Consider the following 22,596-nt stretch of genomic DNA (forward strand, 5'->3'; position numbering starts at 1 on the left):
AACATCACAGGGAAGGAATTTGGAGTGGACACAGTTCGTGGGATTTCAGACCGGACAGCCCAAGCCCGGGCGGCCCGGCCGGTGTATGCCATCTCTGTGGCGGCCCAGTTGGCGGGGACCGGCCAGCAGAACATCCGGCTCTACGAAACCCGTGGCTTGCTCACTCCCACCCGTACTTCCGGCGGCACGCGCCGGTACAGCGATGAGGACATCGCCCTGCTGCTGCACATCGGGGAACTGCTTGAACAGGGGCTCAACCTCGCCGGCGTCGCCCGGGTCCTGGAACTTGAGGCCGCCAATGCCAGGCTGCACCGCGCCCTCAGACGTGCGCGGTCCCTGCCGGAGGAGTAGCGCGGACCGCGGTCAGGCCCGGGCCGGTCACGCCGGGGCCTCAGGCGCCCCGGCCACCGGCCAGCCGGTAGGAGTCCTCCAGCAGTTCGCCAAGTTCCTCAACGGTGACCTTGGCCAGCCGGACCAGCACCAGCTGGGGCGATCTGTCATGGTGGGGCGTCCAAAAGAAGGTGTCCGGATCAGTGCCGGCCAGGGCCTCACGCTCGGCAGTCTTGACCGTCAGCACGCCCTCCTCCCAGATGCGCGCCATCAGCGTCTTGGCGAACCAGGCAGGCTGGTCCCAACTGGTTCGCTCGGTCACGCCGGGCTGGGCCAGGCACAACCTCCGGACGTCCGCCTCGGTTGCCATTCAGTCCCCCGGCGCGTCCGCTTTGGAGAGTTCGCCGGTGATGCGCTCCCCCGGAATCCGTGCGGTCCGCCACGTATCCAGCGCAATGACGCCACCGAGGATCATCAGGGACAGCGATACCGAGGCGAGGGCGTCGCTCGTCCAGTGGTAGCCAAGGTAGAGCCGGCTCAGCGCGGCCAGGATAATGCCGACGCCCGCGCCCACGAAGCCAACAACGGCAGCCTTGGGGTTTTCGCGCCGGGAAAAAACCAGGAAAGCTGTCACCAGCAGGAAGTCACAGGCCCCCAGCACGTGGCCCGAGGGAAACGAGAAGGTGTGGTCGGCGCCGAAGAGCATCTGTTCCACCGGCGGCCGCGAGCGCCGGACGATCTGCAGGATGATCTGGGAAATCACCACGCCCGTGAGCATGGCCGCAGCCAGGAGGATAGGGCGCCACGCGTGTTTCGCAGCAAACCCCCAGGCCACTGTCACCACCAGCACAATGATGGGAAGTGCCACGGGACCGAACACCACGGCCAGGAAGATCATCACGGCCGTCACCGTCTCGGACCTGACCGAAAGCAGCCAGTTGCGGGCCGATTCATCAAAGGTCCAGGGCGCCGTGTTGCTGGCCAGCACGCCCACCAGCGTGGCGATGAACATCAGGACACCTACGGCTACCAGGATCACCGAGGTCCGGTACAGACCGCTCCTCGCGGCCGGTTCCATGTAGCGTTCCTCCACGACGAACTTGTTGTGGAAGATACGCCAGAGGGCATTCTTCTTTCCGGAATCGCCAGACGTGCGTGGTCCTGCCTGCTCTGTCACTGTGTTTTTCCGCTCCGTGCACCATTGAGGATTTGCTTAGGGTGAAGATTATCCCGTCTGCGCGGAATTGGCCTCCCAACCTGCGGGGTAGCCTGACTGAATGGGCGTGATGAATGAATTGATCAACCGGCAAAATGTGGAAATGCTGGCGCGGTTGCTCGCCGAAGCCGCTCCGGGATCTCACTGGGGGCATGTTGCGGCTGCCGCCGCCGAGTTGGACGAGCTCAGCCTCCGCGCCCGTACGGACAAGATCAGCGCCGCACTGCTCGCGGACATCCGGCTGCTGCCGGAGCCGGGATTCCCGACGGCGGCACGCACCTTCCGGACGGCCCTCGCCTCAGCGGGTTTCACGGGTTGGATCATCTGGCCGGTATCCGAAACCGCTGTCACACTTGCCCTGGAAACAGGTGCCGGGCCGGACTCCGCCGGCGCTTTTGAAGACTGCCTGGCCCTCCTGGCGGAGCTGACTCCCAGGCTGACCGGCGAATTCGCCATCCGGCGGCTGCTGGACCGGGACCTGGTGCGTTCACTGCGGGTGATCCAGGGCTGGACCGGGCATCCCGATGAGCATGTCCGCAGGCTGGCGAGTGAGGGGACGCGGCCCTACCTGCCCTGGGCCGTGCGGGTTCCGGGAATCGTCCTGGCTCCTGCGTCCACCATTCCGGTGCTTGATGCCCTGTACCGCGATCCCTCGGATTTCGTCCGGCGCTCTGTGGCGAACCATCTGAATGACGTGGCGCGGCACGCCCCCGCCCTGGTGGTGGCCACTGCGGAGCGCTGGCTTGCCGCCCCGGACGGCAACACCGCCTCGGTGGTCAGGCACGGCCTCCGGACCATGATCAAGAACGCCCACCCCGGTGCGCTGGCGCTGCTGGGGTTCGCCCCTGCGTCGCTGGCTGTTAACGGACCGCGGCTGGACCGGAACTCGGTGGCACTGCCCGGTGAGCTGGCGTTCGACTTCGAGATCTCCAATACCGGAGCCGCGGATGCCAGGCTGGCGGTGGACTACGTGGTCCACTACATGAAGGCCAACGGCACCACCTCGCCCAAGGTCTTCAAGATCGGGGCGCTGACCCTTGCCGCCGGTGAGACCCGCTCTGTGACCAAGCGCCATGCCTTCCGGCAGATGACCACCAGGGTGCACCATGCCGGGGTCCACGCCCTTGAGCTGCAGATCAACGGGATCCGGCACGGGCACACGGAGTTCCAGGTGCAGGTCTGAGCCGGGAGCAGGCTCTGCGTTACGGCGCCGGCTGGTCGCCGTTACTTGCTGGCGCCCGCAGCCGCCGGCTTGATTGTTTTTAACCCGCAGGATTCCTCGACAAACCGTGTGAGCGTGGCGAAGCCGAACGTCTTGTAGGTGATGTCCGGCCATCGCTTGCGCAGCAGGGTACCGAGTCGCTGGGCGTTCACCTGGCCGTTGACCCACAAGGTTGGGTCCTTCTTCACGAAGTCGTGGACGCTGGCCTGGTACAGCTTGAGCTCGGGGTGGGCGGCCGGAACTTTCTTGGCCGACGGGCTTTTCGTGGCCGCTGGGGCTTTCTTGGCCGGTGGTGGTTTCGTGGCGGGTGTCTTCTTGGCGGCCGCTGCCTTTGAGGACTTGGGAGTTGCCTGGACAACCGCCGGAATGATGTTTGCCGCGGGCGCCGGGGGTACCTCGATGCGGTGGAAGTAATCTGCCACCGATGGCAGCAGTCTGTTGACGATGCCCGCTGCCGGCTGGGACGTGGTGGCCACGAAGGACCGCTTCCCCAGGGCGTGGAGCCGGCGGATCAGCGGCACAAAATCGCCGTCGCCACTGACGATCACAAACAGTTCGATCCACGGCATGTCTGCCGCAACTTCCAGGGCGTCAACCACAAGTTCAATGTCAGCGGCGTTCTTGCTGCTGTGGTCGAAGGAGAAGACCTGGACCGGCTTGATGTTGCCGGCCAGGAGCTGGCTCCGGTACCCGGCCATGTCCGGCCTGGCCCAGTTGGCGTATGCCCGGGCAAGGGCTGTTCCGCCCCCGAGCCCGCTGCGGGCCACTTCAGCTTCGATATCGCGCATCACTTGGGCGAGCGGAACGGCCGCGACATCATTGCCGTAGCCGCCGAACAGGTTCTCCATGTCAAGGAAAATGGCAACGTTCCGGCTCTGTTGCACTGGCACTGGACCGTCCTCCCCCAAGCGAATAGTAAACAGAGCCTATCCCCCGCCGGACCCTGGAGCAGGCCAATGGCCAAGACTTGCTGAGGTGCAGGCTTGACCCGGCAGCACCCAGCCGGCAGCTAGCGCTGCGTGGTCCCGCTGGCGGTGGTGTCCAGCATGGACAGTTCGTCCCTGTTGGGCAGGCCTTCCCAGTCGCCGGCGGTGCTGACGGCGAAAGCCCCCAGGACGGCGGCGCGCTGCAGGCGGCAGGCAACGTCCCCGCCGTCGAGCAGTGCCGAAAGGTAGCCGGCGGTGAAGGCGTCTCCGGCGCCGACCGTATCGATACTGGTCACCGCGACGGCGGGAGCCTCGATCCGGCCGTCGGCGGTGTGGACGACGGCGCCGGCAGCACCCCGCTTGACCACCACTTCCCCGACCCCCTGCTCCAGCAGCGAGGCGGCAATCGTGGATTCGGCGTCGTCGGAGCTGCCTTCACCGAGGGGCTCAGCGGCCACAAGGTCCAGTTCGTCGTCGGACGCTATCAGGATGTTGGCGTGCAGTGCGAGGGGTTGAAGCACGGCCCGGGCCTCATCCCGCGACCACAGCCGGCTGCGGTAATTGACGTCGAGCGAGACCACAATGCCCTTGGCAGCGGCCCGCTCAGCGGCATATTCGACGGCCTGCCGGGCTTCCGGACTGAGGGCGGCGGTGATGCCGGTCAGGTGCAGCACGCGCGGGCCGGCCGCTAACGCCCGGTCCACGTCCTCCCGGCTGAGCGTGGAACCTGCGGAACCGGCACGGTAGTAGAACGCCCGGGTGATGTCCGCCGTCCTGCGCTCCAGGAACATAACTCCGGTAGGGCGGGTGGCATCCACGCGGTGCTGCGTGGCGATCCGCTCTGAGCGAAGCTGCCGCAGGATGTATTCGCCGTGCGGATCCGCGCCTACAACCCCTGCCCACGTGACGCTGTGGCCCAAACGGGCTACGCCCACGGAAACGTTGGATTCCGCGCCGGCGACATGCATGTCCAGGCGGCCGCCTGCGGACAGCGGGCCCCCTGACCGGAGCGAAACCATGGACTCACCGAAGGTCAGGAGGTCGACGGCGGCGCTCACCTCGCGCCCGTCGCGGCGGTCCGCCGGGCAAAGGAATCCGCCAGGTCCACAAAGGAGCGGGCCCGCCCGCGCATGGGGGCAAGGTCACCGCCGGAGCCGGCATCGCCGAACAGTGGCCCGCCGAGCCCGACGGCGATTGCCCCGGCTTCCCAGTAGCCGGCTGCTTCGTCAAGGCCCACCCCGCCCACCGCGATGAAGGGGATGGCGGGAAAGGGATCGCGCAGTGCTTTCAGGTAGCCGGGCCCGCCAATGGAAGCCGGGAACAACTTGACGGCGGTGGCGCCGCGGTTCATCGCCTCGTAGGCCTCGCTGGGCGTCAGGGCGCCGGCCAGAACGGGGATACTCCGCCCGGCTGATTCTTTGATGGACTCGGCGAGCGAGGGCGTGACCATAAACTGCCCGCCGGCCGCCACCACGTTGTCCACGTCCTGGACCGTCATCACGGTTCCCGCTCCAACGTAGCAACCTGCAGGCGCGGCGGCGCGGACCTCGCGGATCGCCGCCAGCGCTCCTGGCGTGGTCAGGGCGATCTCGACGAAGCGAAATCCTTCGTCCATCGCAGCCAGGGCCGCTTGCGCCGCGGCCGCCCCGTCCGTGCCGCGTACGATTCCCACGAGGCGGGACTCCCGGATTCCGGCCAGCAGTCCTTCGGGCGTCACGTCAGTGCTGTCAGTCATGTTGTTCACCATTCTGCGAACGCTCCATCCGGGTGGCGCCAAACCGGCCCCCGCCAGGCGTGGCCGCGCTTGTCCGCCGCACGCACAACGGCCTCATCGATTTCGATGCCCAGGCCGGGACCGGTCAGCCGCTCGATGTGGCCGTCCACGAACTTCAGTGGGGATTTGTCCACCACGTAGTCCAGGACTTCGGCACCCTTGTTGTAGTGGATGCCGATGCTTTGCTCCTGGATGAGGAAGTTGGGGGTGGCAAAGCCCACCTGCAGGCACGCGGCCAGGGCCAGCGGACCGAGCGGGCAGTGCGGGGCAAGCTGGACTTCGTAGATTTCCGCCAGCGAGGCGATTTTCCGCACCTCGGTGATGCCGCCCGCGTGGGACAGGTCGGGCTGGGCCACGGCGATGCCGGCTTGCAGTGCGGGCAGGAATTCCTGCCTGCTGTACAGCCGTTCCCCGGTGGATACCGGCGTGGTGGTGGAGGAGGTCAGTTCGCGCAGCAGGTGCGTATTTTCCGGGACCAGCGGTTCCTCCAGGAAGAAGAGGCGGTACGGTTCCAGCAGCGGCGCCACCCGGCGGGCGTTGGCGAGGCTGAAGCGGCCGTGGAAGTCCACCGCAACGTCCCGGTGTTCCCCGAGGACCTCGCGGGCAGCGGCAACCCGGCGGACCACGCCGTCGAGCTCTGCCACCGAGGCGATGGGGCTCATCCGGCCGCTCGCGTTCATTTTGACGGCGGTGAGTCCCACCTCCAGCTGGGCGCTGATCTGGTCCGCCACCTCATTGGGTTCGTCCCCGCCCACCCAGCCGTACATGCGGATCCGGTCCCGGACGTGTCCGCCGAGCAGCTGGTGGACGGGCGTGTTGAAGTGCTTGCCGGCAATGTCCCAGAGGGCCTGGTCCAGGCCTGAGACGGCACTGGCCAGGATGGGGCCGCCGCGGTAGAAGGAGCCCTTGGTCATCACCTGCCAGTGGTCCTCGATCCGGAGCGCGTCATTGCCGATCAGCACCTCGGAGAGCTGCTCGACGGCGGTGCGGACCGTTTCGCTGCGGCCCTCGCAGGTTGCCTCGCCCCAGCCGACGATCCCGCTCTCGGTTTCGATCCGGACAAACAGCCACCGCGGTGCGACGAGGAAGGTTTCGATCCTGCTGATAAGTGTCATGCCGGCTAGCCCTTGGTAGCGCCGGCAGTCATGCCGGAGACGATGTATTTCTGCGTGAAGAGCGCAATGATCATGATGGGGACGGTGACCACTGTGGCGGCCGCCATGAGGCCGCCCCAGTCGATGCTGGCGTACGAGACGAAGTCGAAGATGGCCACGGGCAGCGTCTTGGTCCGGGAACCGGAAAGCACCAGGGCGAACATGAAGTTGTTCCACGAAAAGATAAACGACAGGATGCCGGCGGTGGCCATTCCGGCGATGGACAGCGGCAGCGTAATGAGCCGGAACGCGCCGATCGGGGTGAGTCCGTCCACCTGGGCCGACTCCTCCAGCTCCAGCGGCAGGGAATCGAAGTAGCTCATCATGATGTACACGATCAGGGGAAGCGCAACGAACATGTGGCTGAGGATCAGTACTTCGAACCGCCCCACCATCCGCAGGTTGGAGAACACGTAGTACCACGGCACCAGCAGGGAGACGCCGGGGATGACGCGGGCCATCAGGACCACCAGGGCCGAGCGGTGCATGGTGAAGCGGCTCATGGCATAGGCGGCCGGTACGCCGAGAATGAGGGACAGCGCGGTGGAGACGAAGGCCACCCAGAAGCTGTTGAAGATGAAGACGAAGTAGTTGTTCCGCTGCAGCACGTTGGCGTAGTTCTCGCCCGTCGGGGCGAAGAACAGCGCCTTGCCGGTGTCGTAGATGTCCACGTTGGTCTTGAAGGAGGCCAGCAGCATCCAGGCCAGCGGGGCAATCAGGAAAAGCACCACCGCGATCAGGGCTATGACGCGGAAGACCTTGTAGGCGCGTGTGGCCAGGGGCTTCCGACGGCGGCGGATCACCTGGGGCTGTCCGGCGGAGGTCTGGTCTGGGGTCAGGACGGTCATTTGCTTACCGCTTTCTTGCGCATGGTCAGCAGCCACATGGTGCCGATGATGATCATGAAGAAGAGGATCAGTACCGCAGAGGACAGCCCGTACTGGTTGTAGTCAAAGCTCAGGCCGTAGGCGTAGACGTTCAGGGTCTCCACTTCGTGGAAGGAACCGCCGCCTTTGCCCTTGGTGGCGTAAAGGATGTCGAAAGTCTTCAGGGCGTCAATGCCCCGGAGGAGGATGGCCACAATCACGGTGGGCATCATGAGCGGAAGGGTGATGTAGAAGAAGCGCTGGAACGCGCTGGCGCCATCCACCCGGGCCGCCTCGTCAGGTTCTTCGGAGAGGGAGGTCAGGCCGGCAAGCAGGATCAGCACCACCATCGGGGTCCACTGCCACACGTCCATGAAGATGGTGGTCCCCAGCGCGGTGTCCTGGCCGGAGAGCCATGGCTGTGGCGGGATTCCGATCATGCCCAGCAGCTGGTTGGCGAAGCCGATGTTGGGATCGAAGATCAGCCGCCACATCATGCCCACGGCTACCGGAGTGGCAACCAGCGGAAGGAGGATGGCCACCCGGACCCACTTTTCGCCACGGAAGGGGCGCCAGAGAAGAAGCGCGATGCCCATGCCGAGCACCACCTCGCACACCAGCGCGACGCCGGTGAAGGACAGGGTACGGCCGACGGCGGGCCAGAAGCGTTCAGTGTCGGAGAGGACCGTGAGGTAGTTCTGCAGGCCGATGAACTCGGTGGCGGCACGGACGGACCCTTGCGAATCGGTGAGGCTCAGGTAGAGGGTCCAGGCCAGGGGGAAGACGATCAGGACCCCGACGAAGATCATCGCAGGGGCCGCAAAAAGCCACTTGCGGTGCCGGTTGGACCAGTTGGAGAAGTTCCCACGCATGCTGGGTGGGCGGCCGGCGCTGCGCGCAGGAGCGCTGCGGGGAGCGTTCATTACAGACATGTTCACCTAAGGAGTTGGGGGGTGAAGTGGGGCCGCGGCGGGACGGCATAGTCAATGCCGTCCCGCCGGGCTATGCACTGGGGCGCCGAGGCACCTGCAGCACTATTTCTTTTCGCTGTCCAGGAACTCCTGGAAGGCCTGGTGGGCGCTGTCAGCAGCGGCTGATGCATCCCCGCCGGTGATGGAGGCAACGATCGGCTCACCCACGATTTCGCGGGCCTTGCCTACGGTGACAACCTCCGGGCGGTCATGGCCCACACCGTTCTTGGCGCTAACCGCAATGGCCTCGGCGAGGTCCTTCGGGTAGGTGGAGGTTCCTTCGGAGTTCGCCCAGACCGAGGCGCGGGGCCCTGGGACGCCCGCCTTCTGCGCCGCCAGGGTCCGTTCCTTACTGGTGGCCCACTGGATGAACTTCCAGGCGTTGTCCTGGTTGCCCGAGGCCTCGTTCACTGCCAGGCCCCACGACGGGATGTTGTACGGCTTTGAACCTGCCGGGCCGGCGGGCAGGGCCGCGAAACCGACAGTGTCGGCAACCTTGGACTTGGCCGGGTCAGTGGCGTTCTTGTAGAGCGAGTCGGCCTCCGTGTAGAAGGCAGCCTTGCCCTGGGTGAAGATTGCCATGGCCTCGGGCCAGCTCATGTCCGTGCTGACGTTGGCCGGGCCGTAATTCTTGATCAGGCCGCCGTAGAAGGCGTAGGCCTCCTTGGCAGCAGCGGAATTGACGGTGGACTTGCCGCTGGCATCGGTGAAGTCGCCGCCGAAGCTGAAGAGGAAGCTGGAGAACTGGGTGACTGCGGCGGACTTGCCGGTGCGGGCCACAAAGCCGGCGGTGTCCGGCGAAGAAGCCTTGATGGCCTTCGCCGCAGCCTCAAGCTCTTCCATGGTCTTGGGCACCTGGAGACCGGCGGCCTGCAGGAGGTCCTTGCGGTAATAGAGCACTTCGCGTTCGGTGATGATGGGGACGCCCACCACCTTCCCGTCAACGGTGGTGGCCTTGACGGGGCCCTCCTGGTAGTCCTTCCAGTCCCAGGCGGCGTCAGATGAAACCTTGCCGGTCAGGTCAGCGAGGTAGCCGTTCTTCGCGAACGCCTTGCCCTCCTGGAGCGGGCGGTACATCATGACGTCGATTTCGTCGCTGCCGGCGTTCAGCTTGACGTTGTACTGATCGGAGAGCTGGTCTTCGCCGAGCTGGGTCAGTTCAACCTTCAGGCCGCTGGACTGCTCGAATTCCGGGATGGCTGCCTTGATGCCTTCAGTCCAGACGTGGTTAGCCAGCGTGACCCGGACTGTGCCGGATTCCTTGGCGTCCTCGCTGCCGCTGCCGCTGCAGGCGGTCAGCCCGAGCGAAAGCACCGCGGCGGCTGCCGCGTACTTCACTATTGAACGTCGCTTCATTACGACTCCCTCATTTCAGGGCTGACGTCACTGTCCAGCCGCATACAAATGCATCTTTACATCTGCTCTGGAAGCGATCATAGGTAAATAAGGCAGACATATACAACCCTTTTTGCTAAGCCGTATGATTTATGTATGAAAATCCCCAAGACGCTGCCGCCAACCGACCTTCACGGTTCGCTGGTGCAGAGTCTGGGACTCTCGATTGCTGAGGGCCACTTCGCTCCGAATTCGGTCCTGAGGCTGGACGAGCTGGAGGCGCAGCACAAGGTGTCCCGGTCCGTGGTCCGGGAGGCAGCCCGGGTGCTGGCGTCCAAAGGCATGCTGGCCTCCCGCCGTCGGTTCGGCACCGTGGTGCAGCCCGAGGAAGCCTGGAATCTCTACGACCCTCAGGTGATCCGGTGGCGGCTTGCTTCCTCCCGCCGGCTCGAACAGCTTCAGTCTCTCAATGAACTCCGTGGCGCGATTGAGCCGCAGGCCGCCCGCCTCGCGGCGGAACGCGCCTCCTGGGATGCCGGCAGCGACCTCGTATCCCATGCGGCCCGGCTGTGGGCGGCAGGCCAGCGCGGCGACCAGGAGGAATTCCTCCGGTTGGACGTCGAATTCCACGCCGCTGTCCTGAAGGCGTCGGGCAACGCCATGTTTGCCCAGCTGCAGAACCTGGTGGCCGAGGTCCTCACCGGCCGCGCGCAGCATGGACTGATGCCCCACCTGCCGGACCACCAGGCACTGCAGCTGCACGTGGACGTGGCCAGCGCCATCCAGCGCGGCGAGGCCGCCGCCGCACACGCGGCGATGAGCAGGATTGTGGAACAGTTCGCTGAGGAAGTGGGCACCATCTGGTCTGAGCACCACCCGGTCGGTGCCAAGGACGCACCAGCGCGGCAGCCGGGAAAGTCCGACGACGCCCCCCAACTGCCGCCGTCGAACTCCCTGCCTGGCCCTTCGGAACTGGTCCGCTAGAACGAACCGGTGGTGAACTGCCAGGTCCTGGTGGCCAGCTGATTGCCGGTGAGGTCGCGGATCGCCGCGGGACCGCCGGTGACCGTGACCGTGTATTTGGTCTTGGCGGCCAAGGTCTGCTGCGGGTCAAGGATCCACTGGTTGGTGGTGCCGTTGCGGAACACGGCGGCAGGAACCACTGCCCCGGTGACGGCGTTCCTGACCGTAAACGTAGCGGTGCCAACACCTTGGACTGCCTCGCTGAAGGAGACGGAAATGTTGTTGTTCCGCCGGACCAGGAGGGCGTTGCTGCCAGGGGTGAAGGCTGTGACTGTCGGCGCCGGACCGGTGCGGAATGTCCAGCTGGTGCTCGCCAGTGCGGTGCCCGCGGTATCCCGGATTGCCGAACTGCCGCCCACCAGGGTAGCCGTGAAGGTGCCGTCAGAGGCCAGCGCTGAGGCCGGATCGAGGGTGGCCGTTTTGGTGGTTGCGTTGTAGCTGACGGTGGCGGGAATGGCGGTGCCGGCCGCGTTCCGGAGCACAAAGGTTCCGGCGCCAACCCCCTGGACGGCGGCGCTGAAAGTTGCTGTCACGTTGGTCCCCACGGGCACCGCCGTCGCGTTCGCACCGGGTGTCCGGGACGTCACAGTGGGCGCCGGCAGTGCCGGCACAACCGGCGCCGTTCCTCCCGAGTAGAGCAGCCGGTTCGCGGTTCCGGCTCCTGCACCGCTGACGACGCCGGTTGTGGCGTTCGAGTTCAGCGCCGCCGCAACCTGAGCGGGCGCTAGCAATGGGTTTTGGGACAGCAGGACAGCTGCTGCCCCTGCTGCGTGCGGGGATGCCATGGACGTCCCGGACATGGAGGCGGTTGCGGTTGCTGACGCCCAGGAAGCGGAGGTGATGCCGACGCCCGGCGCGTAGAGGTCCACGCATGTACCGAAGTTGGAGAAGGACGCCTGGCGGTCGGCGGAATCGCTGGCCGCTACCGTGACGGCGGCGGGGAGCCGCGCCGGGGAGCCGGCGCAGGCGTCCACCGCGGAGTTGCCTGCCGCGACCACTGCAGTGACGCCGTCGTTGATGACTCCCTGCAGGGCGGTGTCCACGGCGGCGCTGGCGGCTCCGCCCAGGCTGAGGTTAACCACTGCGGGCGCTCCGGCAGCATGATTGGCAGCGATCCAGTCCAGGCCGGCCACCACATCGGAGTTGAAGCCGGAGCCGGTGCAGTCGAGCACCCGCACCGGGACAATCGTGGCACCCTTGGCCACCCCGTAGGTTGATCCGGCGACGGTCCCGGCAACGTGGGTGCCATGGCCGTTGCAGTCCCCGGATCCGCGTCCGTCCGGCACGGCAGTCCAACCACCGGCAATCCGGCCGGCAAACTCGGAGTGGGCGGCCAGAACCCCGGTGTCCACCACGTAGACGCTGGTCCCGGCTCCCGCCGCCGTCCACGTGTAGGTACCAGTGAGCGGCAGCGGCCGCTGGTCCACCCGGTCCAGTCCCCACGGTGCAGGCTGCTGAGTCCCGGTGATCCTGACCGGAGCATCGATCTCCACCGCCACGACGCCGGCGGAGCGGGACAGTGCCGCGGCCTGGGCCGGCGTCGCCATGACCTGGGCACCACGGAGGGCGTGTGAATAGGACCGGCCGACGCCGATGCCCTGGGACTTCAAGCGCGCCACCTCGGCAGGGACATCGGCTTCCCCGGCGTACTGGACGATGTAGCGGTTCTTTGCCCCGCCGTCGTTCCCGGAGCGGTCAACGGCCGCTGCCGGCAGGGCAGACGCCGAAAGAATGACGGCGGCAATGAGGGGTGTGATGACTGCGGGCAGCGCTACACGGGGCAGCACAAAACGTCGGGTGCGCATGGGAGTCCTAGCGGGGCAGAGGGGGCTGGGCGGAACTGGTACACCGCTCCTGCAAAAAGCTTAGGAGCCCCCACCCGCCAATGACGGAATCTGCCCGGATCCTGCGGAAACCCTTGGCCAGTTGCGGGAATGCCTTGCGAAAGCGGCTCAGTCCTCCGTGGGCGTGGTCCGGTTCGAGTGGTACGTCCGCCAGGTGTGCTCGGGTTCGAATCCCAGCAGGCGCCTCGCCTTGTCGATGGACAGCATGGTCTCGTGCTCGCCCAGCTCCTTGGTCACCTTGGCGTTGGGGAACACTTCGGCGGCCAGGCTGGCGCTGGAACGGCTCATGACGGTGTCCGCGTTCGCGACGATGAACGCCTCGAAACCGGGCTGCGCATTTTCAAGGGCGCGGGCCACCGCCTGCGCGCCGTCCCTTCCGTCGATGTAGCCCCAAAGGTTCCACTTGCGCCCCCGGGCGTCCGCATCGAAGGACGGGAACCGTTCGTAATCCCCGGCGTCCATCACGTTGGAGAACCGCAGACCAGTGATGCTTAGCTCAGGATCCCACCGGGTCAGCTGGATGGCCATCTGCTCCTCGAGGTGCTTCACCAGCGAGTAGGTGCTCTCGGGCCGGGCCGCGTATTCCTCATCCACGGGAATGTACGGCGGATCGCTGTCGAACGGGAGTCCCAGCACCGTCTCGCTGGAGGCGTAGACCACCTTCTTGATGCCTGCCCGCCTGCACGCCTGGAAGACGTTGTAGGTGGAGAGCATGTTGTTCTCGAAGGTGGCGGCGTCAGGGATGATGCCAGGTGCGGGGATGGCCCCCAGGTGGACGACGGCGTCGAACCCAGCGTGCCGGTCGTCCACGCCCAGCAGGACATCCAGGACCTGGCCGTAGTTACGCAGGTCCACCACCACCAGTCCGGGGCTCCGGTCCCCCGCGCGGTCCAGGTTCATAACCTGGTGGCCGTCCTCGGTGAGCCTGCGGACCACGTGACGCCCCAGTTTTCCGCTTCCGCCGGTCACTGCAATCCTCATGGTGCCACTCCTTCTGCAAGTAACTTTTCGACGGCCGCAATGGCCCGTTCAGTGATGGCATCTGGGTCTCCGCTGCCGTCAACCGAGACCAGCATGCCGCGGCCGGCGTAGACGGCAACAACCTCGTGTGTTTCGCGGTGATAAAGGTCCAGCCGGTGCCGGAACACCTCGAGGGTGTCGTCCTTCCGGCCCTGTTCCTTGGCCCGCTTGAGCATCCTTTGCTCGAGTTCGGAATCAGGTGCGCGGAGCTCCACGACGGCGTCGAGCCGCTGGCTCCGGGAGGAAAGCATGTTGTCCAGTTCCGTAACCTGGGTGGCAGTCCGGGGGTACCCGTCGAGCAGGAACCCGGGCTCCAGGTCTGACTCCTGGAGCCGGTCCTTGACCAGCGCGTTGGTGAGCTCGTCCGGAACAAAGGCGCCGTCGTCCAGGTACCTGGCAGCCTCCACCCCCAGCGGCGTCTCCTGGCTGACGTTGGTCCGGAAGATATCGCCCGTGGACACCGTGGGGATGCTGAAATGCCGCGCAATGTGCACCGCCTGGGTGCCTTTTCCCGATCCGGGCGGCCCGATGATGAGCAGTCTGGTCATGTTTTGTCCCTCCGCGGCGTCATAGCCGGCTGGTCTCAGGTCCACCGCCGGCAGCGCCAACGTGTGCTTCATTCTGCCTACAAGCCTCACACAACACCAGCCTGGGGAGAGCGCCGGGCCGGGCCGACCCATTGCATTTCAGGCGCCTCCGGCTTGTATATACTTCTGGATATCGGTTTAGCAGCAGGCCGTTGGAGAGTTCGTCCGAACCAGCGGCCTCCGCGTCTTCCAGCCTCTGCGGCGGGTTGCGGGGTGTTGCCGGCTCGTTTTGACCTGAGCGAATGGCACCAAGAACCGTGGCCGGCGAGTCAACTGCAAATACAGCTACATCAATCACCGAGCACCTGCATGAGGAACTTCTCAACAGCGCCGATGTTGAGGAGTTCCTGAACGAGCTCGCACGGGTTGCAGCCCGGAATCTTTCGGCTCCCGCTGACGAAGTGCTGTGCGGCATCGCCCTCCTTCGCGAGCGCAAGGCGGCCACGGTTGCCAGCAGCGGACCAGCTGCGCTGGCCCTTGGCCAGATCGAATACCAGACCAGCGAAAGCCCGGGCATGGCTGCTTCCTCGGACCAGATGACAGTCCTCATCGCCGACGTCGTCGAGGACACTCGCTGGCCCGCATACTCTGATGCGGTCACCGGCCACCGGATCCGCTCCGTCCTGGCAATTCCGTACCAGCTCCAAGGCGAAACGAAAGCGGCCCTGCTCCTGTATTCCGCGCGTCCCCGCCGCTTCGACGGCAGCATTCGGGAATCCGCGGAGGACTTCGTTCGCCAGACTTCCCTGGCTTTGCGGCTTGCCGTCCGCTTCGCCCATTACAGCGACACTGCGGCGAACCTGCGGGCCACCCTGGAGTCCCGCACGGTGATCGACATGGCCGTGGGCATCATCATGGCGCAGAACCGCTGCAGCCAGCAGGAAGCTTTCGACCTCCTGAGGGCCGCCTCAAGCACCCGAAATTCGAAGCTGCACAAAGTGGCTGCCTCCGTGGTCAGCGCCCTGGGACAAGGCACCGTCCGGACACATTACGACGGGTGAAACCGGGGAGCCTCACCAGCCTTTACACTGGTTCAAAGTCGGCTCCGGGGGGCTCATGGAAAAGAAACTCGTCTGTCTGGTCATTGAGGACGACGACGACATCCGCATGCTGGTCACAGTGGTGCTGACCCGCGCCGGCTTTGACGTCCGCGCAGTGGCAAACGGCGCCGAGGGCATCGTTGCAGCGGCTGATCCCTCAGTTTCACTCATCACCCTTGACCTGGGCCTGCCGGACATGGACGGTCACATCGCCGCCCGCGCCATCCGCGCCCTCAGCAAGGCTCCCCTGCTTTTCCTCACGGCTAGATCTGAGGAAGATGAGATCCTCGCCGGGATGGCCTCAGGCGCGGCCGCTTATCTCACGAAGCCTTTCCACCCCAAGGACCTTCAGGAAATCGCGCTCAGGCTGTGCCCGCCGGCTGCCCCGGCCCGGCAGGAATCGGCACGGCAGGAGTCAGCCCGCCGGGACTCAACCCGCCGGGACTCAACCCGCCAGGATTCGTCCGCGCACCAGCGCCAGTAAAACAGCAACGCTACAGCTGGTCGTAGACGAGTTCGTCCCCAACAAGCCGCACCCCGGACGTGGGCGGGTGTGGCGCGAGCTTCCCGCCGGGCATCAGGTGCCGGACGTCAACGCCGTCGAGCAGCACAAGGTGGTCAGCGATCAGCCGCCGGTGGCACCGCCACCACACCGTCTCGCTGCACATGATCGCCACGGATTGCTCCCCGGCCTGGGCGATCAGCTCAGCGACGGCGGCCAGGAATTCGGGTGACCTCATGTAGGCGGCGTAGGCACGGAACGAGTCATTGCGCAGTGCCACGTCTGGCGAATCGGGCGGCAGCTTCCGGAACCCGCCCAGCCGCTTCTCCCAGCGGTACTCCACTCCTGCCGCGGGCAGCCACTCTGCCAAAAGATCCTTGCCGAAATGCGGAAACTTGCGGCTGCCGGGGGCGATGCGGACATCAACCAGGGCCTCGACTCCCGAGGCGGACAGCAGCTCGGTCAACTCGGCCTGGCCGGCGGTTCCGTGCCCCACCGTCAGCAGCCGCACGTTCCTGTCCGCCATGACCATGCTCCCCACCCTTTCACAGGCTCAGCACATCCTCGGCAAACCGGAGCGAAAGCCTGGCTGCCTAGAAATGATGCATGACTCCTCACAAGAACAGAGAACGCAAGGCCGGCCGGGTACGGCGCGCCGTCGTCGCAGGGGCAGTTGCCCTCACGCTTTCAGCAGGCGGAGCCACAGCCTGGGCTCTGGACCGTTTTGTGGTCCGACATGTTGCGATTTCTGATGTTTCCGCCTACGAGGCCAGCCAGACAGGTACGGGCGGGTCCGGCACCAAGGCAGAAACCACCACCGATTCCACCAGCACCACCGCAGTCGCCACAGACACCTCCTACGTCTCCGATTCCTCAAACATCAACATCTCCACGGTGACCACCGGCACCGGCGACAGCACCGTCACCTACTACGTTGCCGACGTCGTGCTCGAGGATGCCACCACCCTCCAGTCAGCGTTCGCCGAGGACAGCTTCGGCGAGAACATCACCGAAACCACCTCAGCCATAGCCGAGGCGAACAACGCGGTTTTCGCCATCAACGGCGATTACTACGGCTTCCGGGACACCGGAATCGTGATCCGCAACGGCGTGGTCTTCCGCGATGAAGGTGCCCGTCAGGGCCTGGCCTTCTACACCGACGGCACCGTGAAGGTGTACGACGAAACCGCCACCACTGCCGAGCAGCTCCTCGCCGACGGCGTCTGGAACACCCTCTCCTTCGGCCCGTCCCTGCTGGAGGACGGCGAGGTTGCTGAGGGCATCGAGGATGTGGAGGTGGACACCAACTTCGGCAACCACTCGATCCAGGGCGAGCAGCCGCGCACCGCCGTCGGCATCATCGACGGGAACCACCTCGTGTTTGTGGTGGTGGACGGCCGCAGCCCCGGCTACAGCGCCGGCGTCACCATGACCGGCCTGGCGGAGATCATGCAGAGCCTCGGCGCCAGCACGGCGTACAACCTCGACGGCGGCGGATCCTCCACCATGTACTTCAACGGCGGGCTGGTCAACAACCCCCTGGGCGAGAACAAGGAACGCGGCACCTCCGACATCCTCTACATCGCGAAGTAGGGGCCGTGATCATCCTGATCCCGGCCTATGAGCCGGACCTGCAGCTGCCCGCCCTGATCCGTTCCATCCGCGACGCCGAGCCGTGGGCCACCGTGGTGGTGGTGGATGACGGCAGCGGGCCGGAGTACAAGGACGTGTTCGACGGCGTCAAGGCCCTTGGGTGCCACGTGATCGGGTACGCCCGCAACCGGGGAAAGGGCTTCGCGCTCAAGACCGGCTTCGGGTTCATCGCGGACCACCTCCCCGGGCAGAACGTGGTCTGCGCGGACAGCGACGGCCAGCACACCATCGTGGACATCCTCAGTGTGGCGGCCGCTGTGCGGCCCGGCTCGGCGGCCATGGTGCTGGGGACCCGGAACTTTACCGGCAGCGTCCCGGCACGCAGCAGGTTCGGCAACAGCGCCACCCGCCTGCTGTTCACCCTGGCCACCGGCGAGCGCATTTCCGATACCCAGACGGGCCTGCGCGGGTATCCGGCGGCCATGCTCCCGTGGCTGCGTTCAATCCGCGGGGAACGGTACGAGTACGAGCTGAACCTGCTGCTGGAAGCAAAGCAGGCCGGTTACGCCATCCGCACCGTGGACATTGCCACCGTCTACCTGAACCACAACGCGGGCTCCCACTTCCGGCCCGTGGCAGACTCGGTCCGCATCTATGCACCCCTGCTCAAATTCCTCGCCTCGTCCTTCGCAGCGTTCCTGGTGGACACGCTGGTGTTCCTGCTCCTGACTCTGGTCACCGACTCGCTGCTGCTGGCGGTGGTAGGGGCAAGGGCCGTGAGCTCCGCCGTGAACTTCCTGGTGAACCGGAGGGTGGTGTTCGAGCACGGCAGGGACAAGCCGGCAGCGGCCGCCGGGCTGCGCTACTTCAGCCTGGTTATCGTGCTGCTGGCCGCCAATTACGGCCTCATCTACGCCCTGGATGCGCTCATGGTGGCGGCACTGCCAGCGAAGATTCTCACCGAAATTACCCTCCTGGCCGTCAGCTATGCGGTGCAGCAGCGGTTCCTTTTTTCGCCGGCCGGAGGCAAGTCACGGGATGAAGCCCGCGACGCCGGCCGCGCCGGGCAGCAGCCCGTCCGCCCTATCCGGTGATTCCCGTCTTCCCAGCATAGGACGTGGCCTGGCCGCGCACCTGGTCCACGTAGGAATCGGACTGGTTGTAAGCGTAGACAGCCCGATTCCAGCCGTTGGCGGTGGTGAGATCGCCTCCGCGGGCGCATAAGTAGCCGGCCGCGCTGAGCGCGGCATCGTCGATGTTGAAAGGATCCGCCCTTCCATCGCCGTTCCCGTCCCGTCCGGCGAGCCGCCAGGTGGAGGGGATGAACTGCATGGGCCCGACGGCGCGGTCCCAGCTGGCGTCGCCGTCCAAGGCGCCGCCGTCGGTATCAGCGATTGCAGCGAATCCGTTGCCGTCCAGGCTGGGGCCCACCAGTGGTCCACTCGCCTGGCCTGCTTCGGTCAGGCTTCCGCCGCCGTAGGCTCCGTGGGCGGATTCGACGAAGCCGATCGCCGCGACGGTATTCCAACCGATTCCACACCCCGGAGCGGATTGATTGGCGGCGCCGGCCGCGCGCACGTAGGCCTGCAGCGCCCGGGCGGGTATGCCGGTTTGCGCGGCTGCCAGGACAACCCACTGGGCGTCCGCGTTCCGGATGATGTTCACTGCAGGGATAACGCCGGTGGCGGGCGTTTCGAGTTTCGCCTCCGAGCGGGGCGGAGGAAGCAGAGCCCCGCGGACGTCCGCGCCGGATTCCCGGAGTGCCCAGAATGACAACGCGGTGATGACGCAAATCGCGAACACGCAGAAGACCGCAAGGCGTTTGAGTCGGAGCACGTGGTTGATCCTATCCATCAACCCTCATATTCGTGCCTAGGGTCCGTCACAGCACCAGCACAGCTTGGCCGTGGATCGTGAATATCAGCCCACCAACAGATTCCGGAGAATCCGATGACTTCCCTCATTTTCATCGCCGCAGACCTCGCGGCCATCAGCATCCTCACGTTCGTCCTCTACCTCCGCCGCCACCGGCGCCGCGACCTGGTGGTGTCCTACCTGGGCATGAACGTGGGGGTCCTCGCAGTCGCCACGGCGCTGTCCGGTTCTTCAGCCGGACTCGGCCTGGGACTCGGCCTCTTCGGCGTGCTGTCCATCATCCGGCTCCGTTCCACCGAGCTGGCCCAGCACGAAGTGGCCTACTACTTCTCGGCACTGGCCCTCGGCCTGATCGCCGGCCTCGGCATCGAGCCCGTCTGGCTGACCGCCTCATTGATGGGCCTGATCCTCCTGGTGATGTTCATCGGTGACCACCCCCGCGTCCTGCCGGCCCACCGGCACCAGACGGTGATTCTGGACCGTGCCCTCGCAGAGGACGGCGCACTCCACGCCCGGCTCGAGGAGGTCCTGCACGGCAAGGTCCACTCGGCCACCATCGTTGAACTCGACCTGGTGAACGACAAGACCATCGTCGATGTCCGCTTCGCCTACAACCCTGCCGCCCGCATTGCGGCGGCCGAGCCGCCGGCGATCGAAACGATCCCGGCCTCCCCCACCAACCCGGCTGCACCCGTCCACGCATCGGCAGGTGCGGCATGAGCGCCCCCGCAAGCACCGGCGTCGTGAGCATCCTCCGCCGGCTGCCCACTGTGGGCCTCGAAGAGCTGAACGCAGAAGCCGCGCTGCAGACCCGGGTGGACCGCAAGTACGTGGTTCCCGAGACGTTGGCGCAGGAGCTCCTGGCCACCTTTGAGGCCGAGGTCCGGGTTCTGGAGATGGACGGTTCCATCAACTTCGCCTACGACTCCGTCTACTTCGACACCGCGGAACTGGACAGCTATCTCCTGGCCGCCCACGGCCGGCGCCGCCGCTACAAGGTGCGGACCAGGACGTATGTGGACAGCGCCATCAGCTTCCTGGAGGTCAAGACCGAAGGCGCCCGTGAAGCAACGGTCAAGGAACGCATCCCCTACGATCTTGCGGACCGTGCACGGCTGACGGACGAAGGCCTGGACTACGTCCACGAGACCCTCGCCGCGGCGGTGGGCGGAGCGCCCGCCGGATCCCTCGGGCCGGTGCTCGAGACGCGCTACCACCGCACCACGCTCTACCTGCCGGAATCCGGCAGCCGCGCCACCATCGATACCGGCGTCACCTGGCAACGCCCCGGCGGGCACGCCTGGATGCTGGACGGCGCGGTGATCCTGGAAACCAAATCCGGCTCGGCCGCCGGCCCGCTGGACCAGCACCTCTGGGCCCACGGGGTCCGCCCCTCCCGGATCTCCAAGTTCGCCACCGGCATGGCGGCCCTGTGCCCGGACCTGCCCGCCAACCGCTGGAACCGCACCCTCCGCCGCTCCATGAACCTCCGCCCCGCCGCCTGACACCCCCACCCCCACAGACTTCAAAGGAACACCATGAACCGCTTCCGCTCTGCCCTCTCCGTCACTGCCCTCGCCCTCACCATCGGCCTGGCCGGCTGCGCCACCGCTCCGACCACCACGGGAACGTCCATCACGGGCACCACCTCCAGCGGCTTCACGTCCGGCAACTCGGCCACTTCCGGCACGGCGCAGGCCGCAGTGTCGCTGGACACCCTCGCCGCCGATACGCACTACGACGCCGATGACCTCACCTGGGATGCGGCGGCCGAAGTAGCCGTCACCCTGGCGGACGGTGCATCGAGTGTGGCCGCCGGCTCGACGTCGGACGCTGTCACGGTCGACGGCGACACAGTCACCATCGGCGCGGCCGGCACCTACCGGCTCAGCGGGTCAGTGACCGACGGCGAGGTGGTGGTGGCCGCCGGTGAAGAGGACGTGGTCCGCATCATCCTCGACGGCGCGGAAATCTCCAGCTCCACGGGCTCGCCGTTGGTGGTTCAGAGCGCGAACGAGGCCATCGTGTTTCTGGAAGACAGCACGTCCAACGCGCTCAAAGACGCCTCCACCTACGCCAACACCGCCGAGGATGCCCCGAACGCCGCCCTCTACTCCCAGGCCGATCTCACCATCGCCGGCACGGGGTCACTGACTGTGGAAGGCAACTTCAATGACGGCATCTCCTCCAAGGACGGCCTGGTGCTGGCCGCCGGCAACGTCACCGTGGACGCCACGGACGACGGCATCGTGGGCAAGGACTACGCCGTGCTGCTGGACGGCGCCTACCAGGTCACCGCCGGCGATGACGGCTTCAAATCGGACAACGAGGAGGACGAAGGCCGCGGCTGGGTGCTCATCAACGGCGGCACCCTGAACGTCAGCGCCGTGGATGACGGCATCAAGGCCTTCAACACGCTGACCATCGCGGCCGGCGCCACCACGGTTGAGGAATCGGAGGAGGGCCTGGAGGCCCGGCACATCGTGGTCACCGGCGGAACGGCCAACATCACCGCGAACGACGACGGCGTGAACGCCTCGGGCGGGTCCTCCACCGCCACCACCGGAGGCGGGACGGGCGGCGGCGGGATGGCGGTGGGCGACTACACCGTGGAAATCAGCGGTGGCTCCCTGACCATCAACGCCCAGGGCGATGGCCTGGACTCCAACGGCAACGCCACCATCTCCGGCGGCACCGTCGTCGTCAACGGCCCCACCAACTCCGGCAACGGGGCCCTGGACGTCAACGGCGAACTCACCGTCACCGGCGGCACCGTGGCGGCCGCCGGAAGCGCGGGCATGGTGGTCACCCCAGGCACGTCCTCCACACAGTCCGGCGTGCAGGTGACGCTCGGATCAACCGTACCGGCAGGCACCGTGGTGCAGATCGCGGACTCCGCAGGCACCGTGGTAGCAGCGTTCGTCACCACCAAGGCCACGGCGTCGCTGGTGTTCTCCTCGGCAGCAATCACCGAGGGTGAGTCGTACACCGTCTACACCGGCGGCACCGCCACGGTCAGCGCCGGCATCGGTGAAGGATCCCTGGACGGAGCCGATCAGGTCAGCACCGTGACCGCCGGCGAGTACACCGCCGAGGGCATGGGCGGCGGAGGCGGCTTCGGCCCCCGCCGCTGACCCCCCCCAACCGACGCTCTCTCACTCCCTGCACGTTTTTGACCGACGCTCTCTCACTTTCTTCAAGAAAGTGAGAGAGCGTCGGGAAATAAGCGACATCGAGTGAGAGAGCGTCCCGGGTGTGGGGGTGGGTGGGGGTGCGGGGTGCTGTCTGGATTCCGGTTAACGGCGCATAATTGGACGC

General features: G+C 66.1%; 24 protein-coding genes. 10 read left to right on the forward strand and 14 right to left on the reverse strand.

What is annotated here, in order from left to right; genetic code table 11:
* Nucleotides 1-24 precede the first annotated feature (24 nt).
* A complete protein-coding gene (locus tag ACP7AX_RS11655; RefSeq protein WP_426226600.1) occupies nt 25-351 on the forward strand; it encodes a MerR family transcriptional regulator in 327 nt (108 codons plus the stop codon).
* Nucleotides 352-391: 40 nt separating this feature from the next.
* On the opposite strand, the gene ACP7AX_RS11660 is transcribed toward ACP7AX_RS11655, so the two are convergent.
* Nucleotides 392-700, reverse strand: a complete 309-nt coding sequence (locus ACP7AX_RS11660; protein WP_131684421.1) for an MmcQ/YjbR family DNA-binding protein — start codon at nt 698-700, stop codon at nt 392-394.
* Entirely contained in the window at nt 701-1,507 is an 807-nt protein-coding gene (locus tag ACP7AX_RS11665; protein ID WP_426226601.1) for a phosphatase PAP2 family protein, read from the reverse strand. It abuts the gene before it with no gap.
* Between the two features lie 100 nt (nt 1,508-1,607).
* On the opposite strand from ACP7AX_RS11665, the gene ACP7AX_RS11670 reads away from it, so the two are divergent.
* The gene (locus tag ACP7AX_RS11670; protein WP_426226602.1) at nt 1,608-2,729 is read left to right on the forward strand and encodes a DNA alkylation repair protein; all 1,122 of its coding nucleotides are present in this window, start codon (nt 1,608-1,610) and stop codon (nt 2,727-2,729) included.
* A gap of 41 nt (nt 2,730-2,770) precedes the next feature.
* On the opposite strand, the gene ACP7AX_RS11675 is transcribed toward ACP7AX_RS11670, so the two are convergent.
* From ACP7AX_RS11675 to ACP7AX_RS11705, 7 genes are all read right to left on the reverse strand, one after another.
* Complete coding sequence (locus ACP7AX_RS11675) at nt 2,771-3,658, reverse strand: NYN domain-containing protein (RefSeq protein WP_426226603.1); 888 nt, start codon at nt 3,656-3,658, stop codon at nt 2,771-2,773.
* A 119-nt stretch (nt 3,659-3,777) separates the two neighbouring features.
* A complete protein-coding gene (locus ACP7AX_RS11680) occupies nt 3,778-4,752 on the reverse strand; it encodes a sugar kinase (RefSeq protein WP_426226604.1) in 975 nt (324 codons plus the stop codon).
* Entirely contained in the window at nt 4,749-5,429 is a 681-nt protein-coding gene (locus tag ACP7AX_RS11685; protein ID WP_426226605.1) for a bifunctional 4-hydroxy-2-oxoglutarate aldolase/2-dehydro-3-deoxy-phosphogluconate aldolase, read from the reverse strand. Before ACP7AX_RS11685 ends, ACP7AX_RS11680 begins: the two co-directional genes overlap by 4 nt.
* Nucleotides 5,430-5,434: 5 nt before the next feature.
* On the reverse strand, nt 5,435-6,583 hold the full coding sequence (gene dgoD / locus ACP7AX_RS11690; protein ID WP_426226606.1) for a galactonate dehydratase: 1,149 nt from the start codon (nt 6,581-6,583) through the stop codon (nt 5,435-5,437).
* A gap of 5 nt (nt 6,584-6,588) precedes the next feature.
* Nucleotides 6,589-7,470, reverse strand: a complete 882-nt coding sequence (locus ACP7AX_RS11695; protein WP_426226607.1) for a carbohydrate ABC transporter permease — start codon at nt 7,468-7,470, stop codon at nt 6,589-6,591.
* Complete coding sequence (locus tag ACP7AX_RS11700) at nt 7,467-8,411, reverse strand: carbohydrate ABC transporter permease (RefSeq protein WP_426226608.1); 945 nt, start codon at nt 8,409-8,411, stop codon at nt 7,467-7,469. Before ACP7AX_RS11700 ends, ACP7AX_RS11695 begins: the two co-directional genes overlap by 4 nt.
* A gap of 111 nt (nt 8,412-8,522) precedes the next feature.
* Nucleotides 8,523-9,815 carry an extracellular solute-binding protein gene (locus ACP7AX_RS11705; RefSeq protein WP_131684416.1) on the reverse strand — a complete coding sequence of 431 codons (1,293 nt, stop codon included), beginning with the start codon at nt 9,813-9,815 and terminating at the stop codon, nt 8,523-8,525.
* Nucleotides 9,816-9,950: 135 nt separating this feature from the next.
* Between ACP7AX_RS11705 and ACP7AX_RS11710 the strand changes: the two genes are divergently transcribed.
* Nucleotides 9,951-10,778: an FCD domain-containing protein gene (locus ACP7AX_RS11710; RefSeq protein ID WP_131684415.1), complete on the forward strand. Its 828-nt coding sequence runs from the start codon at nt 9,951-9,953 to the stop codon at nt 10,776-10,778.
* On the opposite strand, the gene ACP7AX_RS11715 is transcribed toward ACP7AX_RS11710, so the two are convergent.
* From ACP7AX_RS11715 to ACP7AX_RS11725, 3 genes are all read right to left on the reverse strand, one after another.
* Nucleotides 10,775-12,622 carry a S8 family serine peptidase gene (locus ACP7AX_RS11715; RefSeq protein WP_426226609.1) on the reverse strand — a complete coding sequence of 616 codons (1,848 nt, stop codon included), beginning with the start codon at nt 12,620-12,622 and terminating at the stop codon, nt 10,775-10,777. The two genes, ACP7AX_RS11710 and ACP7AX_RS11715, sit on opposite strands and share 4 nt — an antisense overlap.
* Nucleotides 12,623-12,769: 147 nt before the next feature.
* Nucleotides 12,770-13,642 carry an NAD-dependent epimerase/dehydratase family protein gene (locus ACP7AX_RS11720; RefSeq protein WP_426226610.1) on the reverse strand — a complete coding sequence of 291 codons (873 nt, stop codon included), beginning with the start codon at nt 13,640-13,642 and terminating at the stop codon, nt 12,770-12,772.
* Complete coding sequence (locus ACP7AX_RS11725; protein ID WP_426226611.1) at nt 13,639-14,229, reverse strand: adenylate kinase; 591 nt, start codon at nt 14,227-14,229, stop codon at nt 13,639-13,641. Before ACP7AX_RS11725 ends, ACP7AX_RS11720 begins: the two co-directional genes overlap by 4 nt.
* 296 nt (nt 14,230-14,525) lie before the next feature.
* Here ACP7AX_RS11725 and ACP7AX_RS11730 point away from each other — a divergent pair, with 296 nt between their 5' ends.
* Together ACP7AX_RS11730 and ACP7AX_RS11735 are read left to right on the forward strand one after the other, a co-directional pair.
* On the forward strand, nt 14,526-15,269 hold the full coding sequence (locus ACP7AX_RS11730) for an ANTAR domain-containing protein (protein ID WP_426226677.1): 744 nt from the start codon (nt 14,526-14,528) through the stop codon (nt 15,267-15,269).
* Nucleotides 15,270-15,324: 55 nt separating this feature from the next.
* Nucleotides 15,325-15,792, forward strand: a complete 468-nt coding sequence (locus tag ACP7AX_RS11735) for a response regulator transcription factor (RefSeq protein WP_426226612.1) — start codon at nt 15,325-15,327, stop codon at nt 15,790-15,792.
* 10 nt (nt 15,793-15,802) lie between these two features.
* Here ACP7AX_RS11735 and ACP7AX_RS11740 read toward each other — a convergent pair whose 3' ends face one another.
* Complete coding sequence (locus ACP7AX_RS11740) at nt 15,803-16,336, reverse strand: DUF488 family protein (protein ID WP_426226613.1); 534 nt, start codon at nt 16,334-16,336, stop codon at nt 15,803-15,805.
* Between the two features lie 80 nt (nt 16,337-16,416).
* Between ACP7AX_RS11740 and ACP7AX_RS11745 the strand changes: the two genes are divergently transcribed.
* Together ACP7AX_RS11745 and ACP7AX_RS11750 are read left to right on the forward strand one after the other, a co-directional pair.
* The gene (locus ACP7AX_RS11745; protein WP_426226614.1) at nt 16,417-17,403 is read left to right on the forward strand and encodes a phosphodiester glycosidase family protein; all 987 of its coding nucleotides are present in this window, start codon (nt 16,417-16,419) and stop codon (nt 17,401-17,403) included.
* A 5-nt stretch (nt 17,404-17,408) separates the two neighbouring features.
* Nucleotides 17,409-18,497: a GtrA family protein gene (locus ACP7AX_RS11750; RefSeq protein WP_426226615.1), complete on the forward strand. Its 1,089-nt coding sequence runs from the start codon at nt 17,409-17,411 to the stop codon at nt 18,495-18,497.
* Here ACP7AX_RS11750 and ACP7AX_RS11755 read toward each other — a convergent pair.
* Nucleotides 18,487-19,239, reverse strand: coding sequence for a lytic transglycosylase domain-containing protein (locus ACP7AX_RS11755; protein WP_426226616.1), 753 nt, complete (start codon nt 19,237-19,239; stop codon nt 18,487-18,489). The two genes, ACP7AX_RS11750 and ACP7AX_RS11755, sit on opposite strands and share 11 nt — an antisense overlap.
* A 114-nt stretch (nt 19,240-19,353) precedes the next feature.
* Between ACP7AX_RS11755 and ACP7AX_RS11760 the strand changes: the two genes are divergently transcribed.
* Genes ACP7AX_RS11760 through ACP7AX_RS11770 form a run of 3 tightly spaced genes read left to right on the forward strand, consistent with a single transcriptional unit; the run spans nt 19,354 to nt 22,412 of the window.
* Nucleotides 19,354-19,998, forward strand: a complete 645-nt coding sequence (locus ACP7AX_RS11760; protein WP_131684404.1) for a DUF4956 domain-containing protein — start codon at nt 19,354-19,356, stop codon at nt 19,996-19,998.
* Nucleotides 19,995-20,783, forward strand: a complete 789-nt coding sequence (locus ACP7AX_RS11765; protein ID WP_426226617.1) for a polyphosphate polymerase domain-containing protein — start codon at nt 19,995-19,997, stop codon at nt 20,781-20,783. The genes ACP7AX_RS11760 and ACP7AX_RS11765 overlap by 4 nt, the downstream gene beginning before the upstream one ends.
* A 33-nt stretch (nt 20,784-20,816) precedes the next feature.
* Nucleotides 20,817-22,412: a carbohydrate-binding domain-containing protein gene (locus tag ACP7AX_RS11770; RefSeq protein WP_426226618.1), complete on the forward strand. Its 1,596-nt coding sequence runs from the start codon at nt 20,817-20,819 to the stop codon at nt 22,410-22,412.
* Nucleotides 22,413-22,596 lie beyond the last annotated feature (184 nt).

It is taken from the genome of Pseudarthrobacter sp. DSP2-3-2b1, from assembly GCF_049895945.1.
Taxonomy (GTDB): domain Bacteria; phylum Actinomycetota; class Actinomycetes; order Actinomycetales; family Micrococcaceae; genus Arthrobacter.

Coding starts and splice junctions, on each gene's coding strand:
- ACP7AX_RS11770 (WP_426226618.1), top strand. CDS start 20,817: ATGAACCGCTTCCGCTCTGCCCTCTCCGTCACTGCCCTCGCCCTCACC.
- dgoD (WP_426226606.1), bottom strand. CDS start 6,583: ATGACACTTATCAGCAGGATCGAAACCTTCCTCGTCGCACCGCGGTGG.
- ACP7AX_RS11660 (WP_131684421.1), bottom strand. CDS start 700: ATGGCAACCGAGGCGGACGTCCGGAGGTTGTGCCTGGCCCAGCCCGGC.
- ACP7AX_RS11685 (WP_426226605.1), bottom strand. CDS start 5,429: ATGACTGACAGCACTGACGTGACGCCCGAAGGACTGCTGGCCGGAATC.
- ACP7AX_RS11720 (WP_426226610.1), bottom strand. CDS start 13,642: ATGAGGATTGCAGTGACCGGCGGAAGCGGAAAACTGGGGCGTCACGTG.
- ACP7AX_RS11700 (WP_426226608.1), bottom strand. CDS start 8,411: ATGAACGCTCCCCGCAGCGCTCCTGCGCGCAGCGCCGGCCGCCCACCC.
- ACP7AX_RS11745 (WP_426226614.1), top strand. CDS start 16,417: ATGACTCCTCACAAGAACAGAGAACGCAAGGCCGGCCGGGTACGGCGC.
- ACP7AX_RS11710 (WP_131684415.1), top strand. CDS start 9,951: ATGAAAATCCCCAAGACGCTGCCGCCAACCGACCTTCACGGTTCGCTG.
- ACP7AX_RS11760 (WP_131684404.1), top strand. CDS start 19,354: ATGACTTCCCTCATTTTCATCGCCGCAGACCTCGCGGCCATCAGCATC.
- ACP7AX_RS11765 (WP_426226617.1), top strand. CDS start 19,995: ATGAGCGCCCCCGCAAGCACCGGCGTCGTGAGCATCCTCCGCCGGCTG.
- ACP7AX_RS11705 (WP_131684416.1), bottom strand. CDS start 9,815: ATGAAGCGACGTTCAATAGTGAAGTACGCGGCAGCCGCCGCGGTGCTT.
- ACP7AX_RS11735 (WP_426226612.1), top strand. CDS start 15,325: ATGGAAAAGAAACTCGTCTGTCTGGTCATTGAGGACGACGACGACATC.
- ACP7AX_RS11715 (WP_426226609.1), bottom strand. CDS start 12,622: ATGCGCACCCGACGTTTTGTGCTGCCCCGTGTAGCGCTGCCCGCAGTC.
- ACP7AX_RS11670 (WP_426226602.1), top strand. CDS start 1,608: ATGGGCGTGATGAATGAATTGATCAACCGGCAAAATGTGGAAATGCTG.
- ACP7AX_RS11695 (WP_426226607.1), bottom strand. CDS start 7,470: ATGACCGTCCTGACCCCAGACCAGACCTCCGCCGGACAGCCCCAGGTG.
- ACP7AX_RS11740 (WP_426226613.1), bottom strand. CDS start 16,336: ATGGCGGACAGGAACGTGCGGCTGCTGACGGTGGGGCACGGAACCGCC.
- ACP7AX_RS11725 (WP_426226611.1), bottom strand. CDS start 14,229: ATGACCAGACTGCTCATCATCGGGCCGCCCGGATCGGGAAAAGGCACC.